We start from the raw sequence: 1,110 nt of genomic DNA on the forward strand, positions 1-1,110 counted from the left end.
GTCTCGGGACCACCGCCGATGGCCCTGGTGTACGGGCTCATAGTGACTGCCTTCGGCGGGGTGATATTGGCGCTGGCCGGGGCCCGCGCCGCCAACCGGCTCGAGGCCTGGCCCGCCCCGGCCCGTCCCCCGCGCCCGAGGTCCGGGACATTGCGCTGACGCGGGCAATCGAGGCATCCAGTCAGCCTTCCATGGAGCGGGCAGGAGAATCCGGCAGGTTCCGGAGTGCTTCCTTCCGGGACAGCGGACTCAGCTGCGTGCCGAGCTCTGAGACGAAGCCGCGGACCCACTCGGGATCGGTTTTGGCGTATTCGCGTAAGGCCCAGCCGATCGCCTTCCGGATGAAGAACTCCGGGTCGGCCAGGTTTGGTTCGATGACAGCCCGTAACATGTCCCTGTCGGTGCGGGCTTTGGCCTTCAGCTGGGATGTGATCGAGGCCCGCCGGATCCAGAAATCCGCGTCCCTGCTCCAGTTGAGCAATACCGCGGTCATCAGGGGACGGTGGGACTCCAGCAGCCCGTACAGGCGGTGCGCTACGCCGTCCACGAAATCCCACCAGGCTCCGGTACGGATGATTTCTTCGTAGATGGGGAGCATCAGGGGATCACCGGCCACCATTCGAAGCCCTGTGAGGTCGATCGCCGCGTACCGCTCCTCCCTGGCTGAGGCCGTACGCCAGAGTTCGAGCACCGTGGAGCGGAGCTGGCCGGCGGACGCGAACGGATGGGCAGCGGCAGCGGCGAGGACCAGTTGCCTCACTTCCGGCACCCTGACGCCGCGGGAGGGCAGGCTGGACTTCATATACGCCTGGACACCGGACGCACGCACCGGGTCCGCCCGTGCCAACAGTTCAGCCCGGACTGCGTCCAGCACGTCAGCGTTGGGCGCTTCCGCGGCGGGCAGTTTGTTCTCCGGCATGGGGGAAACTCTAAGGGCTGACGGCGCTGCCTGCGGCGGGCTCCTGAACCCACCCCATCCGGTCGAGCCAGGCCGCGCACAGCGCTGTCCACTGGTCCGGCCCGGGAACGTCCGCGGCAAGGCCAATGCCATGGCGTCCGTGCGGGAACACATGGAGTTCGGCCGGCACTCCGGCGCGGGCCAGTGACGCG

General features: G+C 68.0%; 1 protein-coding gene and 1 pseudogene. Both read right to left on the minus strand.

Going from position 1 to position 1,110, the window contains the following annotated elements; translation table 11 throughout:
* Nucleotides 1-181: 181 nt before the first annotated feature.
* Nucleotides 182-919 (minus strand): DNA alkylation repair protein, encoded by a 738-nt coding sequence (locus tag DBR22_RS06440; RefSeq protein WP_108598319.1) that lies wholly within the window; start codon nucleotides 917-919, stop codon nucleotides 182-184.
* A 10-nt stretch (nucleotides 920-929) separates the two neighbouring features.
* Nucleotides 930-1,110: pseudogene (locus tag DBR22_RS06445) on the minus strand (S9 family peptidase); the annotation flags it as partial.

Origin of the sequence: Arthrobacter sp. HMWF013 (genome assembly GCF_003061105.1) — a bacterium.
GTDB lineage: Bacteria > Actinomycetota > Actinomycetes > Actinomycetales > Micrococcaceae > Arthrobacter.